The 1,199-nt window shown below is 29.9% G+C and carries 1 protein-coding gene; it reads right to left on the bottom strand.

The window, feature by feature from the left end; genetic code table 11:
- Positions 1 to 10: 10 nt before the first annotated feature.
- Positions 11 to 1,174, bottom strand: coding sequence for a dicarboxylate/amino acid:cation symporter (locus GIL12_RS09970; RefSeq protein ID WP_163470319.1), 1,164 nt, complete (start codon positions 1,172 to 1,174; stop codon positions 11 to 13).
- Positions 1,175 to 1,199: the final 25 nt, after the last annotated feature.

The raw sequence follows: 1,199 nt of genomic DNA, 5'->3' as shown, positions 1-1,199 counted from the left end.
TTTTTAATTACTATTTAATCTTACTTCCATATAATCCATTTAATATCATTGTTAATGCTCCATCTCCTGTTACGTTACAAGCAGTACCAAAACTATCTTGAAGAGCAAATATTGTTAACATTAATGCAACTCCTGTATCGTCGAATCCTAATACTGTAACTATTATTCCTAGAGATGCCATTACTGTTCCACCTGGTACTCCTGGAGCTCCTATTGCAAATATTCCTAGTAAAACTACAAATAATATCATAGTTCCAAAAGAAGGTAATGTTCCATATAAAACCTTTGAAATAGTCATAACAAAGAAAACTTCTGTTAGAACTGAACCACAAAGATGAGTTGTTGCTCCTAATGGAACTCCAAATTTAATTATTTCTTTTTTCAAAACTTTAGATTTACTAGCGCATTCCAATGATACTGGTAATGTTGCTGCAGATGACATTGTTCCAACAGCTGTTAAATAAGCTGGTCCATAATATTTTAAAACTTCCCAAGGATTACATTTGTTTACTATTCCACCTATTGTATAAAGAACAGTTAACCATATGAAATGTCCAATTAATACAATGAATATAACTTTTATAAATATTGGGAATTGTTTTGTTATACTTCCTTCATAAGCTAGTGTTGCAAATGTACATGCTATGAAAATAGGTAGTATAGGTATAACTATTTTGTTAACTATACTTAAAACTATGTTCCCAAATTCATCTAATAATTCTTCAAAACGATCTGACTTAGTCCAAACAACTGCTAAACCAAGTAGAATAGCTAAAAATAATGAAGTCATTACTGACATAACTGGTGGAATTTCAACTCTAAATATTAATTTAGGAATTTCCTTAAGTCCTTGTACAGCAGTAACTATATGTAGTTTAGGAATTATGATAAATCCTGCAATAACTGACATTATAGCTGCACAAACTGATGAAGTATAAGATAAACCTAACATAGTAAGTAACATTTTACTTGCATTTGATTTCATTTTAGTTATTGCTGGAGCAATAAACCCTAAAATAACTAATGGAACAGAGAAAAAGATAACTTGTCCTAATATAAATTTAACTGTGTTTATAAGTCCAATAACCCTTGTTCCTGCTGTTAAACCAATGATAATACCTAGCGTAACCCCTATAACTAATTTGAGTATTAATGAATCTTTAATTTTTCCCATGATATCCTCCCTAAATGTATAATAA

The organism is Fusobacterium sp. IOR10 (assembly GCF_010367435.1).
GTDB lineage: Bacteria > Fusobacteriota > Fusobacteriia > Fusobacteriales > Fusobacteriaceae > Fusobacterium_B.
The sequence above is the reverse complement of the archived record's forward strand: the minus strand, read 5'-3'. Positions and strand labels throughout refer to the sequence as shown.